This window comes from Paenibacillus thermotolerans (assembly GCF_028745515.1).
Lineage (GTDB): Bacteria > Bacillota > Bacilli > Paenibacillales > YIM-B00363 > Paenibacillus_AE > Paenibacillus_AE thermotolerans.
The window spans coordinates 36743-54660 of sequence record NZ_JAQZSG010000006.1; the positions used below are offsets into that span (position 1 = coordinate 36743).

Below are 17918 nucleotides of genomic sequence, written 5' to 3' on the forward strand. Positions count from 1 at the left end.
TAAAAGATGAGATTTCTCGATAAGCTCAAGCGGGTGGATTGGCCGATCATCATCATCCTTGTTCTCTTCATGGCGGCCAGCACGTTGATCATCTACAGCGCAACCGTCAACAGCAAGACGTTCTCCGGCATTCACACTCGTCATATCATGAACTATGCATTAGGTTTTGCGGTGCTTGTCCTGTCATCGCTTCTGAATTACAGGTTGCTTGTAAAGGCGGCCCCGTATCTTTACAGCTTCGGAGTTGCTCTGCTCGCCGCCGTCTATTTTTTCGGCGGGGAGAAGAACGGCGCGAAGGGATGGTTTACGCTGCCGGGGATCGGTATGGACGTGCAGCCGGCCGAGCTGGTGAAGCTGTTCCTTATTATTATGGTGGCTTACTTTTTGGCGCGCAAAGGCGGCGAGCCGCTGAGACTCATCCGGGACGTCGTTCCGGCAGGCATCATTGTGATACTGCCTTTCCTATTGGTCATCCTTATGCCGGACCTCGGCAACGCGATTATTTACATTGTCATATTACTGGGTATGCTGTGGATCGCCAATATCAAATTTATACACGTGCTGATCGGCACATCGCTGGCCGTAGCTTGTATTGCCGGAATCGTTTATTTAGTCACGACCTATCATGATCCGATCACCGCATTTCTGAAAGATCACGGTTCAGGCCATTGGATGGACCGGATCGACGCATTTCTCGACCCCGAGAACGCTTCGAAGGACGATACGTACCAAGTGGAAAATTCCTATCTCGCGATCGGCTCCGGCGCGTTGTTCGGAGAAGGCTTCATGAAGGGCGACTCGGTACAAAAGGGGTTCATCCCTTACACGTACTCCGATTCGATCTTCGTCGTAGTTGGGGAGGAATTCGGATTTTTCGGTTCTTCCGTGCTGCTGCTGCTTTACTTTTTGCTCATATACCGGCTTATACTCATTTCCATTCAATGTACGGACCACAACGGCTCCTACATCATCATCGGGATCGTTTCGATGTTCGTCTTTCAAATTTTTCAGAATATCGGTATGTTTCTTAAAATTTTGCCGCTTACCGGCATTACGCTTCCGTTTATTTCGTACGGCGGATCTTCCTTGCTAATCAATATGCTGTCGATCGGGCTTGCCATCAGCATACGAATTTACGGCAACGAACCGGCGGAAGAGTAACAGCCGGCTCATTCCAAGCGCTCGGACCATGCGTCCGGGCGCTTTTTTGACCTTCGGATCCATCGCCGAAGGGACAAACCGTCACATATTTCGGGTGGACAACTCATAGGATGGTAGTAATTCAATTTCCGGAACGGACGCACGAGAGGGGATGCGACACACGATGGACCGAATGGACGATCTGCGCAAGCGGCGCGAAAGACGGATTGAGCATATCCTTAGCGGCGAAGGGGGCAGGCACGACCGATACGACCAATACGATGGGCACGACCGGTATGATCGTAATAACCGGTACGATTACCAAGGCCGCGACGACGACAACATGCGGGATCCTTACTACGAGCATGAACGGAAGCTTCGAGAAGACCCGGAATACGAATGGAACTACAAAATAAATCCGTGGAAGCATCGGCCGTCGGGATTGGAAAGAACGCTGCGGATTCAAGCGACCGTTTCCGTCGTATTGTTTGCGGCCATATGGGCTTTATTTCAATGGAACCACCCGGCGCTCGCGGGCAGTCAATCGTTCATAAGCTCCGCGCTTACCGAAGAGCTTCCGATGGATCGATACGCGGCATGGTATAAAGAGCACTTGGGGAGCGCCCCGTCGTTCATTCCGGCGTTGAACCGGACAAGCGAGGAAGCGAGAAGCGCGAATGCGAAGCAAGCGAGAGAATATGTAATTCCCGCCGCCGGTACCGTTGTAGAGCCGTTCGGAAGCGTTAGGGCGGGCGCGGGGATCATTATCCGTACCGGCTCGGGGGCGGAGGTCAGCGCGATGGATACGGGCTTGGTCACCTTTGCGGGGGAAACGGCGGATACCGGGAAGACCGTCGTAGTGAGACATCCGGGCGGCGTGCAGACAGTGTACGGAAGGCTGGAGCAAGTCAACGTCAAGAAAGACGAATGGGTAGAAGCGGGAGAGGCGATCGGAACCGTTAAAGGAGTCGGAACGCAAGGCAAGGACGGGATGCTGTACTTTGCGGTCAACCGAAGCGGCGGCTTTGTCGATCCGCAGGATGTGGTCCCGCTTGAGTAAGCTGCTGGGCGTCCGGCTGAAGCTTCATCCGCTGCTGACTATCGTGTTGATATTGTCTGCGTTTACGGGACATTTTATAGAGTTGATTACGTTATTCGGCATCGTGTTCATTCATGAATTGGGACATGTCGCGGCGGCGAAGCATTTCGGATGGAGATTCAGAGAAATTCAATTGACGCCCTTCGGCGGCGTGGCCGTCGTTGACGATGCGGGCTCGATCCCGGCGCGGGAGGAAGCGATCGTCGCCGCGTGCGGGCCGGCGATGAATCTGATCATGATCGGCTTTGCGTACGCCATGCAGCTATCCGGCTTATGGACGGAAGCTTGGGTGAGCTACTGGATCCATGCCAATGGGCTGCTGATGCTTTTCAACCTGCTGCCGGTGCTGCCCTTGGACGGAGGCAAGCTGCTGCAAGCCGGGTTAAGCCTCCTATTGCCTTACCACTTCACGATGAAGCTCGGCGCCGCAGCATCCTTGGTCCTAAGCGCTCTTATGCTGGGCATCGCCTTCAGCCGCGTCGGAAAATACACGCTGGAGCTGAACCTCGCGATGATCGGAGCGTTTCTGCTTTATTCGAATTGGCACGAATGGAGATCGCTCCATTATCGCTTTCTTCGGTTTTTGATGAGCCGCAGCCTGCGCGTGCCCGAATGGGTTCGTCAAGGCGCAGCCGCGAAGCCGATCATGGCAGGCGTAAAGACGCAGCTTCCTGACGTCGTCACAAAGTTTATGCGCGAGCGGCTTCACATCGTCCTTGTACTGGACAAGCAAGGGAAGCTTCTGGGTGCAATTCCCGAGGAGAAATGCACCGCCCATTATTTGGAGAAAAAGAAGGACAGTGCAGTGATTGAACTTTTCATGTAAAATAGAGGAAATTAATTACATGAAAAGAGGCGAAGTGTTGCCTTGAAGCAAATCGTTGTACATAGCCATAGCGAAGAAACGACAGTAGCATTGCTCGAAGACGGAAAGCTGTCCGAATTTTATGTAGAGCGGCCGAGTGTCCGTAAATTAGTAGGGAACATATATAAGGGGCGGGTCGGAAACGTGCTGCCCGGCATGGGCGCGGCGTTCGTCGATATCGGAATCGGGAAAAACGCGTTTTTGTACGTGGACGATCTGCTCCCGGCCCATCTCGACAAGCAGCCCGAAGTGAAGCCGCCCATCGAAACGCTGGTAAAGCCCGGAGACGAGCTGCTCGTGCAAATCGTGCGGGAGCCTGTCGGCAATAAAGGAGCGCGAGTGACTACGCATTACGCGCTGACGGGACGATGGCTCGTTTATATGCCGGAAGCGGGGTATTGCGCCCTATCGAAAAAAATCGAATCGGAAGAAGAGCGCCGCCGGCTGAAAGCGATCGGAGAACGGCTTTGCCTTCAAGGAGAAGGCGTTATTCTGCGTACGGTCGCCGAAGGCGAGTCCGAGCAGTCGCTCGAGATGGACATGCGGGTGCTGCGCGAGCGGTGGCAGCGCATCGTCAAGAGCGGCGAACGCTCCAAGGCGCCGCGCGAGCTGTTTCACGACGTGGAGCTCGTCCCAAGACTAATCCGCGACATCTTCTCGGATGAAACCGATCAGTTTATTGTCGATAACGAAGAGCAGCTGATCGAGGCGGAGCAAATATTGGACACGATCGCTCCCAGGCTGAAGGAAAGGCTGTTGCTGCACTCCGGGCAGGAGCCGATCAACGAGGCGTATAACGTGCGCAAGCAGTTGGAACAAGCGTTTCAGCCGAAGCTTTGGCTGGAGAGCGGCGGCTATTTGGTCATCGATCAAACCGAGGCGCTGACCGTCATTGACGTTAATACCGGGAAGTATACCGGCGAGAGCAGCCTGGAGGAAACCGTATTTGCGACGAATATCGAAGCGGTGTGGGAAATTGCCCGTCTGCTTCGACTAAGGGATATCGGAGGAATTATCATAATAGATTTTATCGATATGGAATTGGAAGAAAACCGCAAACGCATCATCGAGACGTTGGGAGAAGCCGTTCGAGGCGATCGGACGAAAACGCACATTATCGGCTGGACGAAGCTCGGGCTGCTCGAGATGACGAGGAAAAAGGTGAGAGAAAATAAGGACATATTGTATTTCGAGCCTTGCAAGGCTTGCGGAGGACGCGGAAAAATACAGACGCATCCCCTTTAATTGCAAGAAATGAAAGCTTGCACGATTCGTCTATATTGTGATACTATATTCAAGTGCGTCGTCTAACGACCACCGCGCTTGACAGGTATTGATCGAAAGAGTCGGACCGTTCGAACGGTCGGGCCACCTGCTTGAGGCGAGTCTTACCATTACGAGGGAGGTGCATAGAATGTACGCAATTATCGAAACTGGCGGCAAGCAGTACAAAGTGCAAGAGGGCGATGTCATCTACATCGAGAAGCTCGAAGCGGCGGAAGGCGGACAAGTGACGTTCGACCGGGTGCTCGCAGTTTCCGGAGGCGAAGGCTTGAAGGCGGGAGCTCCTTACGTTGAAGGCGCGTCGGTTACCGGCAAAGTCGAAAAACACGGCAAGGGCCAAAAAATTATCGTGTTCAAGTATAAGCCGAAGAAAAACTATCGCCGTAAGCAAGGTCATCGCCAGCCGTACACGAAAGTGACAATTGAGAAAATTCAAGGCTAAGGCTGAGGAATTGTCTTGATACATGTGAACATACGCAGAGACCGCGCAACGGAAGCGATTCGAGGTTTCGAGGTAGACGGACATGCGCTGTTTGCCAATGCCGGGCAGGATATCGTCTGTGCCGGCGTGTCGGCCGTGACGGTCGGCACCGTCAACGCCGCTGAAGCGGTTGCGGGCGTAGAGCTTGACGCGTTGATGGAAGAAGGCAAGCTGCACGTCGCCGTGCCCGAAAAACTTTCGGAGGAGCGGGAAAAAGCGTTGCAAATTGTGCTGGAAAGCATGGTTGTCATGCTGGAGTCGATTGAAGATTCGTACGGTGAATATATACGTTTGACTAAGCAGTATGAGTAATTACTACTAAGAAAGCAAGGAGGTTGACGGACATGTTGAAATTAAACCTTCAGTTATTCGCTTCCAAGAAGGGTGTAGGTTCCACAAAGAACGGCCGCGACAGCATTGCGAAGCGCCTTGGCGTTAAGCGTGCCGACGGTCAAGCGGTAACGGCGGGAAGCATCCTCGTACGCCAACGCGGCACGAAGATTCACCCGGGCAACAACGTGGGCAAAGGCTCCGACGACACGCTTTTCGCATTGGTTGAAGGCGTCGTGAAGTTTGAGCGCTTGGGCCGCGACCGTAAGAAAGTTAGCGTATACCCTGCTGAAGTCGCTCCGGTAGCGGCAACGATGGAACGGTAATTAACGCTCGTTAAGAAAGCCTTGGCTGCTATATGCCGAGGCTTTCTTTTTTGTTAACGGACACCACAGACGTTATAACACCGATTTGCCCGCCGTCATCTCGCTAACGGTCGCCACGGACGCTAAACCCTGATTTTTGACGCATATCCTTGCTTTTTCGAGGCAATAACTGCAGTGGTGTCCGTTAAAACTGTAAACTCCATTTAAAACGCTGAATAACTGCATCCCTGTCCGTTAGAGCGAGCCGTCATTCCAATTTGATAGGTTTGCCGGCATGAAGGGCAAAGCAACCGGCGAGCGATCGGCAGCGTTTCCGAACCCGCCCTTAAAAGTGGGACGGGTGCAGGATATGCCGATGGAGCGGCTTTTGCAGACGTGTTATAACCTTAAGGATGTCGTCAGGGTTTTCTTGCTGTCGGATGACGGTAATCTTTGGTATACTAGTGCAACACGCTTCATGTTTTAGGGTTTTTTGACGAGGCAAACGGAAACGGGGAAAAATCATGACGCGTAAAAAGGTTTCTTTGCACCAGGCTGCGTTGGACGAGCATCGAATGTTGTGGATTGAAACGATGAACCACCTGCGCCATGATTGGCTCAACGATCTGCAGCTGCTTATGGGCTATGTTCAAATGAAAAAGGTTGATAAACTGTCCGGTTACGTGGATATGCTAAAACAAAGGCTGGCCGAAGAAAGCCGAGCATCCCGGCTCGGACATCTCGGCTTGATCGAGCTGCTTTATACATACCGGTCCCGTCCGCATCCGTACCGGTTCGAGCTGATGGTGGACGAAGCGATGGACATCCGGGCGTGCATTCCGTCCGGCGATGCGGTGGAATCGGCGGTAAGGAGCTCGCTGACGGCTTTCGAGCAGTCGGCTCAAATGAGCGAAACGGGGGAGGAAAACATCCTCCGCTGCAGGTTCGTCCGTACGTCGGACGGGTGCGCCGTCGATTTTGCGTTTCAAGGCTCTTACGGCAAGCCGGAGTTGAAGCGGGCGGTCGAGCGGCTTTGTTCGGTTCCGGAGCTGTCAACGGTTAAGGCCGGCATTTCCGCCGAGTTTGAGGAGCGTACCGCAAGGCTATGGCTGCGGTTCCCTTTCGCTTCCGCAGAGACGAGACTTAAGGACCGGGAATAATCATATTAATTCGTTTAGTCATTGGGATAAGATGGAGGTTACCCTATGTTCGTGGATGTAGCAAAGATATTTGTAAAGGGAGGCGACGGCGGTGACGGGCTGATCGCGTTTCGGCGCGAGCTGTATGTGCCGGAGGGAGGACCTGCCGGCGGCGACGGCGGCGACGGCGGCGACGTGATTTTTCGCGTCGACGAAGGCCTTCGTACCCTTATGGATTTCCGGTACCAGAAACACTTTAAAGGCCCGCGCGGCGAGAAAGGAAGACCTAAAAGCCAGCACGCCCCGAATGCGGAGGATATGATCGTCCGCGTTCCTCCGGGAACGGTAGTCATTGACGAGGACTCGAAGGAGGTCATCGCCGATTTGACTCGCCACGGACAAGAGGTGGTCGTGGCTAAAGGCGGCAAAGGCGGCAAAGGGAACATGCGGTTCGCGACGGCCGTCAATCCGGCTCCTTATATTGCAGAGAAGGGCGAAGAAGGAGAAGAGCGCTGGGTCATCCTCGAGCTGAAAGTGATGGCCGACGTCGGGCTCGTCGGGTTTCCGAGCGTCGGAAAATCGACGTTGCTTTCGGTCGTCTCAGCCGCGCAGCCGAAAATCGGCGCGTATCACTTCACAACGCTGACGCCGAATTTAGGCGTTGTCGACGTGGAAGAAGGCAGATCGTTCGTCATGGCCGATTTGCCGGGGCTCATCGAAGGCGCGCACGAGGGCGTCGGATTAGGCCATGAGTTTTTGAGGCATGTGGAGCGGACGAGGGTCATCGCTCATGTCGTGGACATGTCGGGCTCCGAAGGTCGCGACCCGTATGCCGATTGGGTGGCGATCAATGCGGAGTTAAGGCTTTATAACGAGAAGCTGGCAGAACGTCCGCAAATTATCGTCGCCAACAAGATGGATATTCCCGAGGCGCACGACAACCTTGAGCTGTTTAAAGAAATGCTGAAGGAAAACGGCCATCCGGAAATGGAAATCATACCGATTTCGGCGGCGACGCGGCAAGGCATCCAGGAGCTGCTGTATCGCCTGGCCGATTTGGTCGAATCGATGCCTGTCGCCCCGCTGGTCGAGGAAACGCCGGAGATCGAGGAGCGGAAGGTGTACACATACGAAGGCCGGAAGCGCGACGACGATTTTACGATCCGCCGGGAGAACGACACGTTCGTCGTCGAAGGCGTTTCGATCGAGCGGTTTACCCGCCGGATCCAGTTAAACACGTATGACGCGATGCAGCGATTCTCGCATATGTTGCGTAAGATGGGCGTCTACGCGGAGCTCCGCAAGCGGGGAGCCGTGGACGGCAATTTCGTGCGCATCGGCGATTATGAATTCGAATTCGTTGAACATGAATAACAAACAATAACGCAATATAGAACGGACGTCCCCGGGCGGAAGCGCGCTTTTTGCCGATCGGGGATTTTTTGCTTGTCGGGAAGTGAAAACTTTAATATGAAAAACAATTGAACAACGGTATGGGATGAGATATAATGTCCTTCATACGTGAACAATAGTCTACTCATGGAGGACGAAAGGCGTGTCCGAATCTCATTCCGCCAAGCTGGCCAAGCAGGCGCCGTTTTATCTCGTCCGTGAAGACATTTTGCCGGAAGCGCTGCTCAAAACATTGCAAATGAAAGAGTCGATTCTTCGGGGAGAGTACGCAACCGTCGGCGAAGCGGCCGAGAAGATCGGCTTAAGCCGCAGCGCATACTACAAGTATAAAGACGGCATTTTTCCGTTAAACCGAATCGAACGAGAGCGGATCGTCACCGTCTCGATCGATCTGGAGCACCGTTCCGGCGTGCTGTCGAGGGTGCTGGCTCTCGTCGCCTCCTTCGAAGGAAACGTGCTGACGATTCATCAGACGATTCCGCTGCAGGGACTCGCCAACGTCGTATTGTCGATCGAAACGAGCGGCGCGGGCGAGACGCTGGAAGCTTTAATGCAGGCGATCCGATCGGAGGACGGGGTTCGCAGGGCGAGTCTGATCGGGCAAGGGTAATGGCGAACAGGCAAGGAGCAAACAGGGTAAGACGATAAAAGCACAATTCGGCCGAAGCCGGAAAACGTGCAAGAATGCTATGACAGGAAGAGGAGAGCGTTGTTATGAATACCATACGCATTGGGTTAATGGGGCTTGGAACCGTCGGCTCCGGCGTGGTTAAAATTCTGGAAAACCATCAGGACGATTTGCAGCGCCAGACCGGATCGAACATAGAGATCAGTAAAGTATTGGTACAGTCCACGGATAAGTTGAGAGGCGTGGAGGTAGACGCCGCCTTGCTGACGACGGACCCGGAACAAATCGTGGGCAATCCCGACATCGACGTCGTCGTCGAAGTGATGGGCGGGGTCGAGCAGACGAAGCCGCTGCTTACGAAGGCGCTGCGAAGCGGAAAGCACGTCGTGACCGCTAACAAGGATTTAATGGCGCTGCACGGCGCCGAGCTGCTTTCCGTCGCTGCGGAGCACGGCTGCGATATTTATTACGAGGCGAGCGTGGCGGGAGGCATTCCGATTATACGGGCGCTGACCGAAAGCTTTTCCTCCGACCGCATTACGCGGATGCTCGGCATTGTGAACGGAACGACGAACTTTATTTTGACCAAAATGAGCCTGGAGGGCGCGTCTTACGAAGAAGTGCTGAAAGAAGCGCAAGCGCTCGGCTATGCGGAAGCGGACCCGACCTCGGACGTGGAGGGGCTGGATGCCGCCCGCAAAATGGCCATTCTCGCGACGCTCGGCTTCCGGATGAACGTGGCGTTGTCCGACGTGGAAGTGAAGGGCATTACCGGCATTTCCAAAGAAGATATTACGTACGGCCAAAAGCTGGGCTACGAGGTCAAGCTGCTTGGAGTCGCTGAGCGCGAAGGCGAATCGGTGTCGGTGAGCGTACAGCCGGCGATGGTACGGCGCACGCACCCGCTCGCTTCGGTCAACGGCGTGTTCAATGCCGTGTACGTGTACGGCGAAGCGGTCGGCGAAACGATGTTCTACGGGCAGGGAGCGGGAGCTTTGCCGACGGCGACCTCCGTTGTAGCCGACTTGGTTTCGGTCGTAAAAAATATGAAATTGAAGGTGAACGGCAAGCGGCTCAGCGTCGCTTACAAAGAGAAGCGCCTGCAGCCGGACGAATCGATCCGCGGGAAGCATTTTCTGCTGCTGCATGTGGAGGATAAAGCGGGCGTGCTCGCGAAAATTACGCAGGTGTTCGCGGCGTACGACGTTAGCTTGGAGTCGGTGCTCCAGCATCCGAACGATGCGAATCCGAGCGCCGAAATTATCATCATTACGCATGACGCCGATCAAGCGAGCATGAAGAAGGTCGTCCGCGAATTTGAAACGCTTGACGTCGTCAACAAAATAAAGAGCGTATATCGCGTAATCGGATAACAACAACGTTAAAGGGAGAGGAATCCAAGCTATGAGATACATGGGATTGATCGATCGTTACCGCGACTTGCTGCCTGTCACCGAAAAGACGCCGATGCTGACGTTGCATGAAGGAAATACGCCGCTTGTGCGCGCCGACCGGCTGTCGGAGCGGCTCGGCATCGACTTGTATTTTAAATTCGAAGGCATGAACCCGACCGGCTCCTTCAAGGATCGGGGCATGGTCATGGCGGTCGCCAAGGCGATGGAGGAAGGCAGCCGCACCATTATGTGCGCCTCGACGGGAAACACGTCGGCGGCGGCGGCCGCTTATGCCGCACGCGGCGGCTTAAGCTGCATCGTGCTCATTCCGAACGGCAACATTGCGCTAGGCAAGCTTGCGCAAGCGTTCGCTTACGGCGCGAAGGTCATCGCGATCGACGGCAACTTCGACCGCGCGCTTTCCATTGTCCGCGACATTACGTCCAAGCATCCGATTACGCTTGTGAACTCGGTCAATCCGTATCGGATCGAAGGCCAGAAGACGGCGGCGTTCGAAATCGTGGACGCTTTGGGCCGCGCACCCGACATTTTAGCGATTCCGGTAGGGAACGCGGGAAATATATCGGCGTACTGGAAAGGCTTCAAGGAATATCACGCTGCGGGCCGCTCCGCAAACCTGCCGAAGATGATCGGCTTTCAAGCGGAGGGTGCCAGCCCGCTCGTTACCGGCGAACCGTTCCCGAATCCGGAAACCGTTGCAACCGCGATCCGCATCGGCAACCCGGCGTCGTGGAATACGGCCGTAAACGCCAAAACGGAATCGGGCGGGGGCATTTATTCGGTAACCGATGAAGAAATCTTGCACGCGTATAAGACGATTGCCGCAACGGAGGGCATCTTTGCCGAGCCGGCATCCGCCGCCTCCATCGCGGGCATTATGAAGCAGCATCGCGAAGGCACGCTGGCTGCGGGCGCTACGGTAGTATGCGTATTGACCGGCCACGGCTTGAAGGATCCGAACATTGCGATCAAGACCGTTGCGGGAGACCCGATCGTCGTTCCGGACACGGAAGAGGCCGTGATGGAAGCGATCGCGAAGGCGGAAGAGGCTGGGCGGCATGCGTAACGGCGAAGATCGAATGCAAGTTTCGGCCGGCGCGGGGGCGGTGCGGGTAAAGGTGCCCGCATCCTCCGCCAATTTAGGGCCCGGCTTCGATGCGCTCGGCATGGCGCTGAACTTGTACGGCTGGATCGAAATGTCTCCCTCCGACTCGACGTCCTTCACGCTGCTCGGAGAGCACGTGAGCGGGCTGCCGACGGATAAATCGAATTTATTGTATACGATCGCGCAGCGCGTTTTTGCGGCGGCCGGAACAGGGCCGAAAGAACTGAACATCACCATGTACAGCGAGATCCCGCTTACGAGGGGGCTCGGCAGCAGCGCATCGGCGATCGTCGGCGCGCTGGGCGCGGCCAATGCGTTGATCGGCAGTCCCTTCGGGATGAATGAATTGTTCCAATGGGCAACGGAGATCGAAGGGCACCCGGACAACGTCGGAGCGTCTTTGTTCGGCGGCATCATCGCGGCCGTATGGGACGGCGGGAAGGCTTCGCACGTGCGGATCGAGCCGCATCCTCGCCTCGAAGCGCTTGTCGCCATTCCCGCGTTCGAGCTGTCTACGGGAAAAGCGCGCACCGTATTGCCGGATCGGGTCAGCAGGGCGGATGCCGTGTACAATATCGGACACGCTTCGATGCTGATCGCGGCGCTGGCGACGGGGAACCTGGAGGCGATCCGGGAAGCGATGTCGGACCGGATACATCAGCCGTATCGTGCGCCGTTAGTCCCCGGGATGGAGCAGTGTTTGCTTCAAGCCGCCGACCAAGGAGCGCTCGGCGCTGCATTAAGCGGAGCGGGCCCGACGCTGCTTGCGCTTGTTGACGCACAATCGGAGCGAAAGGGCGAGCTGGAGACGTTCATGAGGGCGACGCTGCAGGAGCATGGCGTTACCGCAGACATGCTTTGGCTGAAGCCGTCTTCTGCAGGACTTGAAGTGATTTCGGCGGAAGAACCGCTCGCGAATGTAATTCGGAAAGCAGGTGCGCCATGCTGAAGGTAGCGGTTTTAGGCCCGAACACGTACTCTGAGGAGTCGGCGGAATGGTTTTTGCAGCATCTTTCGTGCGAGCTGCTGCCGTGTAAGACGATCGCCGAAGTTTTTGAAGCAAGCGCTTCGGGGAGAACGGATTACAGCGTCGTTCCGATCGAGAACACGATCGAAGGCTCGGTCTCGCTGCATATCGATTGGCTCGTGCATGACGTGGAGCTCCCGATTCAAGCGGAATGGACGTATCCGATCGCCGTCAATTTGATCGCATTTCCGGATGCGGAGCATACGGGTTTACGAGAAGAGCGGCTGCGATCGATCCGCAAGGTGATCTCTCACCCGGTGGCGCTCGCGCAGTGCAGAAAATTTTTGGCGGAGCATCTGCCTTGGGCGGAGCAGGAGCAGGCCGCTTCCACTTCCGAAGCCGTCAGGCTGCTGAAGGAATCGGGCGACAAGCATTCGGCGGCCGTCGGCGCCGCGGCGGCGGCGAACCGGTACGGACTGGAGCTATTGGCTACGAGCATTCAGGACAATCAAAATAATTTTACGCGGTTCGTATTGGCCGGAGCGAAGCCGCTTCCGGGCATCGGCCAAAGCGGTCCGATGGGTCTTAAGCCCGTCGAGCACAAGACGACGCTGCTGCTCATGCCCGACGAAGATTTTCCGGGCGGACTGCACCAGCTGCTGTCGGCGTTCGCTTGGAGGCGCCTCAATTTGTCGAAGATCGAATCCCGGCCGACCAAACGAAAGCTGGGAACCTATTATTTTTATATCGATGTTCAAGCCTCGCTCGATTCGGTGCTGCTGCAAGGAGCCGTCGAGGAAATAAAAGCCGTCGGCTGCCAGGTAAGAATTATGGGCTCGTACCCCAGCTATACGTACGCCGCAGCATCGGACAAAGCGTAACAAACGATCGGGAAGGGAGTCTTTAAGGGCTTCCTTTTTTTTTGTGAAATTTTATGATGTCAAATGCCGTCTCCCTGCATAAGATGTAGTGCATTAGGCGTTCGCACAGACGCACTTGTCTGTCCGCCGTACGGACTTTGATTCTTAGGAGGGAGCGTATGAAAATCCATATCGCAAAGGAAGGGGATAGTTTATATTCCCTGTCGCAAAGATACAGCGTTGAGGTCGATAAAATCGTTGCGGCAAACCCGCACATTGCGGATCCGATGCGCGTTGAGCCTGGAGCGAAGGTGAAGGTGCCGACGGGGCCGGTGGCGCCGAAGGTAGAGGCGATGGCGGAAAAACCGAAAGTTGAGGCTGCCGCGGAAAAGCCGAAGGTGGAGGCCGCCGCGGAAAAGCCGAAAGTGGAGGCCGCCGCGGAAAAACAGAAGATGGAAGCGGCTGCCGAGAAAAAGCCGAAGACGGATTTTGAAGCGGAAACGTATTCGCCGCTTAGCCAGCCGGCTGTGAAGGCACCTGAAGTTTTTTCGGCACCGATGCCGAATATGCCGGAGGCGGCCGAGGCGAAAAAGAAGCCGATGGAAAGCGCCGCGATGCCAATGGTCAATTTCTCGCCGATGCCCAGCATGTCGCCGCTTGCGGAACCGCCGGCTCCTTTCGGCAACGTTCCTTCTCCGTCTTCGGCGCTCCCGCTGTCGTCGCTTCCCAGCGCCCCATACTTACCGCCGAATATGGAGCACATGATGCCGATGGCCGAAACGATGCCGAAGAACCAGATGATGCCCATGGGCCAAATGCCGATGGAACATATGAAGCCCATGGGCCAAATGCCGATGGAACATATGAAGCCCATGGGTCAAATGCCGATGGAACATATGATGCCGATGGGTCAAATGCCGATGGAACATATGATGCCGATGGGCCAAATGCCGATGGAACATATGATGCCGATGGGTCAAATGCCGATGGAACATATGATGCCGATGGGTCAAATGCCGATGGAACATATGATGCCGATGGGTCAAATGCCGATGGAACATATGATGCCGATGGGTCAAATGCCGATGGAACATATGATGCCGATGGGTCAAATGCCGATGGAACATATGATGCCGATGGGTCAAATGCCGATGGAACATATGATGCCGATGGGTCAAATGCCGATGGAACATATGATGCCGATGGGTCAAATGCCGATGGAACATATGATGCCGATGGGTCAAATGCCGATGGAACATATGATGCCGATGGGTCAAATGCCGATGGAACATATGATGCCGATGGGTCAAATGCCGATGGAACATATGATGCCGATGGGTCAAATGCCGATGGAACATATGATGCCGATGGGTCAAATGCCGATGGAACATATGATGCCGATGGGTCAAATGCCGATGGAACATATGATGCCGATGGGTCAAATGCCGATGGAACATATGATGCCGATGGGTCAAATGCCGATGGAACATATGATGCCGATGGGTCAAATGCCGATGGAACATATGATGCCGATGGGTCAAATGCCGATGGAACATATGATGCCGATGGGTCAAATGCCGATGGAACATATGATGCCGATGGGTCAAATGCCGATGGAACATATGATGCCGATGGGTCAAATGCCGATGGAACATATGATGCCGATGGGTCAAATGCCGATGGAACATATGATGCCGATGGGTCAAATGCCGATGGAACATATGATGCCGATGGGCCAAATGCCGATGGAACATATGATGCCGATGGGTCAAATGCCGATGAACCAGATGATGCCGCTGAGCCAAATGCCGATGAACCAGATGATGCCGCTGAGCCAAATGCCGATGAATAATATGCCGATGATGCCGATTCCGAACGAAAATCCGGTACTCGCCGCCGCGGAACAGCCCGCGTCCGCCTTCAAGACGAATATGAAGCAATCGGCCTATTCCCCGCTTCATGTCAATGTGCCGGGGGTGGAAGAAGAAGCCGTCCATCCGTTTGCCCAGTTCCCTGCGCCGGCGGTGGAAGCGGGCGGCTATATGAACCCGTTCGGCGCATTCCCGGGGGTTCCCTCGGCCGCTCCGTTCGGTCAGCCGTATCCGCCGTTTCCGGCAGGAATGGGACCGGTTGAGCAGGGCGCATACCCGGGGCAGGCCGCATCGCAGTTCGGCGTTGTTCCTACCGCGCCGCTAATGCCGGCTGCCGGCGGATTTCCCGCATATCCCGCTGCATACCCGGGAGCGATGCCGTACCATGCTTACGGAATGCCGTTGCATGACTGCGGCTGCGGAGGCATGCGCATCAGCACACGTCCGCCGCTTCCTTATGCGCTCCCCCGTTCCGATGACGGGACGCGGGAGACGGCGAGCGTAGACGGTTTTCCCGCTGAGAGCCGCGCCGAAGAAACGAAAGCCGAGTCCAAAGAAGACGAGAAGAAGGCGAATAACCCGAAAGCGAGAAAGGATGCGTCCGTATCGCACCGCCGGGAGACGGTTCGCAAGTTTTTAAGCACCAGAAAGACGAAGAGCAAACCGGTACGCCGGGAAAACAGACCTTGGATATATAACTGATTCTCTGATCAGGAATCAAATGGAAAAAGCCCGTCGCCGCACCTCGCAGCGTATATCCCTCAAGCCCGCTGGCTAAAATAGTAAGCAAGCATACCAGACATTTCATGGCTAATATCGTTCATGCTTTCGGCTTGCTTACAATTTAGACAGGGGTGAGGGAGTAGCGATGGGCTTTTTCGGCGCGTTTAAAAGACAATTGAAAAAGCGGATGAGGCTGAAGCGGCGTTGGCTTTCGCTTGGGGCATGGCTTGTAGTTGTCTGCAGCCTGGCTTGGTACGCGGCCGCGGAATCCCAAAGCACCGATACCGCCGTCAGGACGTTCCAAGAGCTGGAGCCGCAGCCTGCACGAACCGTACCCGTTCATAAAAATACAGAAGTATTGCTTCACAAAATCTACGTCTGCGGCGAGGAGCTGACTTCTTTGGGCGTCCATACGCCTGCGGAAATTCAGCGCATGATGGACGAGCATCCCCAGTGGCAGATGACCGGGGCGGCCGGCGGCAAAATTACGTTCGAAACGGTTGTCGACGACTTGTCCGATCAATGCAAACTAAATTCCTATATTGGGATCGACACGCTCGGGAACTTGACGCTGTTCGACGGTCCTCCGCAGGAGCAGCGAGCGGTCAAAACCTTTTTTCAGCTCAATGTAGAGCATCTGGAAAGCAGCCTGCCGCAGGAAGCGGTTGAAGATTTAAGGCGAGGCATTCGGATCCGCGATCTTGCAGAATATAACAGCGTGCTGTCCACATTCAGCGATTTTGCGGTGGACGAGACGGAAAAAGTGATGAAGCCTCAGTAGGCGATCAAGCAATAAAGCAAGCGGCACAGACCTCTTTCGGGCCCCACGAAGGAGGTCTTTTTCTGTTGAAGTTGCGGAGCTAACGGACACCACAGACGTTAACCCCCGATTTTTGGCGCTGATCCCTGCTTTTTCGAGGCAATAACTGCTGTGGTGTCCGTTAAAACTGCAAACTCCGTTCAAAAAGCGGAATAACTGCATCCATGTCCGTTCGAGCTCGAATTCAAAGGATCCGTCAGGCGTTTTTCTTACGTGGGGGGAAAAAAGAGAATAACGGAAGATGGACGCTCCGGTCTTCCTTTGATATGATTAACAAAATAGACTACATATGTTCGCATATAAAGGGAGAGGCTGCAATGCGAATATTGGGAATCGACCCGGGGCTTGCGATCGTCGGCTTTGGTTTCGTGGACAAACAAGGCAGCCGCATGCTGCCGATTCAATACGGAGCCATTCAGACCGAGGCGGATACCGACTCAGGCGAACGGCTGAAGACGATTTATGATTCGATGCTCGCTCTGATCGACAAATACAAGCCCGATGCGGTTGCAGTCGAAAAGCTTTATTTTAACAAGAACGTCACGACGGCACTTACCGTCGGACAAGCGAGAGGCGTCATTATTTTGGCAGCCGTGCAGCGGGGGCTTCCGGTTGCCGAATATACGCCGCTGCAAGTAAAGCAAGCCGTCGTCGGCTACGGCAAAGCCGAGAAAAAGCAGGTGCAGGAGATGGTTCGGATGCTGCTGAACCTCGTTGCCGTGCCGAAACCCGACGACGTGGCGGACGCGCTTGCGATCGCGATTTGCCATGCGCACTCATCCACACTACTTGACAAAATTAAAGAGGTTCGGAAACCATGATCGATTTTTTACGGGGCAAGCCCGTTTTCATTGATTCGGATTTTGTGGTGCTTGACGTCCGCGATGTCGGGTACCGGGTATTTTGCCCAAACCCTTACGCCTTTGCGGGCAAAGGCGAAGCCGCGGTTACGCTGTACATCCATCACCATGTCCGCGAGGACGCCATTCAGTTGTTCGGCTTCGCAACCCGCGAGGAGCAGGCGCTGTTTCGCAAGCTGCTCGACGTGACGGGCATCGGGCCGAGGGTGGCGCTCGGCATATTGTCCGGCGGCACGCCGGAAACGATCGTCCGGGCCGTACAGGATGAAGATTTGACCTTCCTGACGCGATTGCCCGGAATCGGGAAGAAGACGGCGCAGCGCATCGTGCTTGATTTGAAGGACAAGCTGGATGGACTCGGAGGGGCGGTATCCGTTCCGGCAGGCGCCCGTGCGGAGGACGATCCCGGGGTAAGCGGAAGCGTCCCTGCGGGCACCACGGCATCGACGGCCGCCGTCTGGCGCGAAGCGAAGGAAGCGCTCCAGGCGCTCGGGTACACCGACGCCGAAACCGAACGCGCGTGGAAGGACATCAGGGGCAAGGTTCAGGAAGGAACCGGCGCCGACGCTATGATTAAGCTTGCTCTGCAAGCATTGTATCAAGGGAAGTAACA

18 protein-coding genes are annotated in these 17918 nt (G+C 55.3%); all 18 read left to right on the plus strand.

Translation table 11 applies throughout. The annotated features are described in order from the left end of the window. The first annotated feature begins 6 nt into the window (after positions 1-6). A complete protein-coding gene (locus PT964_RS06980) occupies positions 7-1161 on the plus strand; it encodes an FtsW/RodA/SpoVE family cell cycle protein (RefSeq protein WP_274362624.1) in 1155 nt (384 codons plus the stop codon). A gap of 163 nt (positions 1162-1324) precedes the next feature. Next, entirely contained in the window at positions 1325-2200 is an 876-nt protein-coding gene (locus PT964_RS06985; RefSeq protein WP_274362625.1) for a M23 family metallopeptidase, read from the plus strand. Further along, the gene (locus PT964_RS06990; RefSeq protein ID WP_274362626.1) at positions 2193-3065 is read left to right on the plus strand and encodes a site-2 protease family protein; all 873 of its coding nucleotides are present in this window, start codon (positions 2193-2195) and stop codon (positions 3063-3065) included. The genes PT964_RS06985 and PT964_RS06990 overlap by 8 nt, the downstream gene beginning before the upstream one ends. 42 nt (positions 3066-3107) lie before the next feature. Next, the gene (locus PT964_RS06995) at positions 3108-4349 is read left to right on the plus strand and encodes an Rne/Rng family ribonuclease (RefSeq protein WP_274362627.1); all 1242 of its coding nucleotides are present in this window, start codon (positions 3108-3110) and stop codon (positions 4347-4349) included. A 169-nt stretch (positions 4350-4518) separates the two neighbouring features. After that, positions 4519-4830: a 50S ribosomal protein L21 gene (rplU, locus tag PT964_RS07000; RefSeq protein ID WP_274362628.1), complete on the plus strand. Its 312-nt coding sequence runs from the start codon at positions 4519-4521 to the stop codon at positions 4828-4830. Positions 4831-4854: 24 nt separating this feature from the next. Continuing rightward, a complete protein-coding gene (locus PT964_RS07005) occupies positions 4855-5181 on the plus strand; it encodes a ribosomal-processing cysteine protease Prp (RefSeq protein WP_337995011.1) in 327 nt (108 codons plus the stop codon). A 32-nt stretch (positions 5182-5213) separates the two neighbouring features. Beyond that, entirely contained in the window at positions 5214-5525 is a 312-nt protein-coding gene (gene rpmA, locus PT964_RS07010) for a 50S ribosomal protein L27 (protein ID WP_274362630.1), read from the plus strand. Positions 5526-6028: 503 nt separating this feature from the next. Beyond that, positions 6029-6664 (plus strand): Spo0B domain-containing protein, encoded by a 636-nt coding sequence (locus tag PT964_RS07015; RefSeq protein ID WP_274362631.1) that lies wholly within the window; start codon positions 6029-6031, stop codon positions 6662-6664. A gap of 45 nt (positions 6665-6709) precedes the next feature. Continuing rightward, on the plus strand, positions 6710-8017 hold the full coding sequence (obgE, locus tag PT964_RS07020) for a GTPase ObgE (RefSeq protein WP_274362632.1): 1308 nt from the start codon (positions 6710-6712) through the stop codon (positions 8015-8017). 181 nt (positions 8018-8198) lie between these two features. Next, on the plus strand, positions 8199-8666 hold the full coding sequence (locus PT964_RS07025; RefSeq protein WP_274362633.1) for an ACT domain-containing protein: 468 nt from the start codon (positions 8199-8201) through the stop codon (positions 8664-8666). A gap of 104 nt (positions 8667-8770) precedes the next feature. Continuing rightward, entirely contained in the window at positions 8771-10057 is a 1287-nt protein-coding gene (locus tag PT964_RS07030) for a homoserine dehydrogenase (protein ID WP_274362634.1), read from the plus strand. 31 nt (positions 10058-10088) lie between these two features. Further along, positions 10089-11165 (plus strand): threonine synthase, encoded by a 1077-nt coding sequence (thrC, locus tag PT964_RS07035; protein WP_274362635.1) that lies wholly within the window; start codon positions 10089-10091, stop codon positions 11163-11165. Further along, positions 11158-12153: a homoserine kinase gene (thrB, locus tag PT964_RS07040; RefSeq protein WP_274362636.1), complete on the plus strand. Its 996-nt coding sequence runs from the start codon at positions 11158-11160 to the stop codon at positions 12151-12153. The genes thrC and thrB overlap by 8 nt, the downstream gene beginning before the upstream one ends. Beyond that, positions 12147-13052: a prephenate dehydratase gene (gene pheA / locus PT964_RS07045; RefSeq protein ID WP_274362637.1), complete on the plus strand. Its 906-nt coding sequence runs from the start codon at positions 12147-12149 to the stop codon at positions 13050-13052. Before thrB ends, pheA begins: the two co-directional genes overlap by 7 nt. Positions 13053-13210: 158 nt before the next feature. Next, on the plus strand, positions 13211-15604 hold the full coding sequence (locus PT964_RS07050) for a LysM peptidoglycan-binding domain-containing protein (RefSeq protein WP_274362638.1): 2394 nt from the start codon (positions 13211-13213) through the stop codon (positions 15602-15604). A gap of 166 nt (positions 15605-15770) precedes the next feature. Continuing rightward, complete coding sequence (locus tag PT964_RS07055) at positions 15771-16406, plus strand: BofC C-terminal domain-containing protein (RefSeq protein WP_274362639.1); 636 nt, start codon at positions 15771-15773, stop codon at positions 16404-16406. A 356-nt stretch (positions 16407-16762) separates the two neighbouring features. Next, on the plus strand, positions 16763-17266 hold the full coding sequence (gene ruvC, locus PT964_RS07060) for a crossover junction endodeoxyribonuclease RuvC (protein ID WP_274362640.1): 504 nt from the start codon (positions 16763-16765) through the stop codon (positions 17264-17266). Next, positions 17263-17916 (plus strand): Holliday junction branch migration protein RuvA, encoded by a 654-nt coding sequence (ruvA, locus tag PT964_RS07065; protein ID WP_274362641.1) that lies wholly within the window; start codon positions 17263-17265, stop codon positions 17914-17916. Before ruvC ends, ruvA begins: the two co-directional genes overlap by 4 nt. The last annotated feature ends 2 nt before the right edge of the window (positions 17917-17918 follow it).

Excerpts from the sequence above, each read along its gene's own strand:
- PT964_RS07050 (WP_274362638.1), top strand. The coding sequence starts at position 13,211 with ATGAAAATCCATATCGCAAAGGAAGGGGATAGTTTATATTCCCTGTCG.
- PT964_RS07030 (WP_274362634.1), top strand. The coding sequence starts at position 8,771 with ATGAATACCATACGCATTGGGTTAATGGGGCTTGGAACCGTCGGCTCC.
- rpmA (WP_274362630.1), top strand. The coding sequence starts at position 5,214 with ATGTTGAAATTAAACCTTCAGTTATTCGCTTCCAAGAAGGGTGTAGGT.
- PT964_RS06985 (WP_274362625.1), top strand. The coding sequence starts at position 1,325 with ATGGACCGAATGGACGATCTGCGCAAGCGGCGCGAAAGACGGATTGAG.
- ruvC (WP_274362640.1), top strand. The coding sequence starts at position 16,763 with ATGCGAATATTGGGAATCGACCCGGGGCTTGCGATCGTCGGCTTTGGT.
- pheA (WP_274362637.1), top strand. The coding sequence starts at position 12,147 with ATGCTGAAGGTAGCGGTTTTAGGCCCGAACACGTACTCTGAGGAGTCG.
- thrC (WP_274362635.1), top strand. The coding sequence starts at position 10,089 with ATGAGATACATGGGATTGATCGATCGTTACCGCGACTTGCTGCCTGTC.
- PT964_RS07055 (WP_274362639.1), top strand. The coding sequence starts at position 15,771 with ATGGGCTTTTTCGGCGCGTTTAAAAGACAATTGAAAAAGCGGATGAGG.
- PT964_RS07015 (WP_274362631.1), top strand. The coding sequence starts at position 6,029 with ATGACGCGTAAAAAGGTTTCTTTGCACCAGGCTGCGTTGGACGAGCAT.
- obgE (WP_274362632.1), top strand. The coding sequence starts at position 6,710 with ATGTTCGTGGATGTAGCAAAGATATTTGTAAAGGGAGGCGACGGCGGT.
- PT964_RS06980 (WP_274362624.1), top strand. The coding sequence starts at position 7 with ATGAGATTTCTCGATAAGCTCAAGCGGGTGGATTGGCCGATCATCATC.
- thrB (WP_274362636.1), top strand. The coding sequence starts at position 11,158 with ATGCGTAACGGCGAAGATCGAATGCAAGTTTCGGCCGGCGCGGGGGCG.
- ruvA (WP_274362641.1), top strand. The coding sequence starts at position 17,263 with ATGATCGATTTTTTACGGGGCAAGCCCGTTTTCATTGATTCGGATTTT.
- rplU (WP_274362628.1), top strand. The coding sequence starts at position 4,519 with ATGTACGCAATTATCGAAACTGGCGGCAAGCAGTACAAAGTGCAAGAG.